Origin of the sequence: Bacillus sp. 7884-1 (assembly GCF_002272245.1) — a bacterium.
GTDB lineage: Bacteria > Bacillota > Bacilli > Bacillales > Cytobacillaceae > Neobacillus.
Map to the genome: position 1 here is coordinate 1 of NZ_NPDD01000384.1, position 232 is coordinate 232.

The following is a 232-nucleotide window of genomic DNA, read 5'->3' on the forward strand; positions in this document are numbered from 1 at the left end:
GGTTATCAATTTGTCCAATGAAACTCTCAGCAGCATTGAAAGAGTCGACAGTTCTGAATTACTAGCGTAATCGGAAAATAAATGATAAAGGGAGGTGAATGAAATGGCTAAAACATTAGAGTTGGAGTTTGTTACGGAGTATGGAAAACCGGCTCGTTTATCAATAGAAAATCCGAAGGAACCGATTGAGGAAGCCGTGGTAAAGGCAGCGATGGAAGAAATGATCGCTTCA

General features: G+C 40.5%; 1 protein-coding gene. It reads left to right on the forward strand.

Annotated elements, in window-relative coordinates; genetic code table 11:
- Positions 1–103: 103 nt before the first annotated feature.
- A partial coding sequence (locus tag CHI06_RS29230) for a DUF2922 domain-containing protein (protein ID WP_142301062.1) occupies positions 104–232 on the forward strand: 129 nt, incomplete at its 3' end.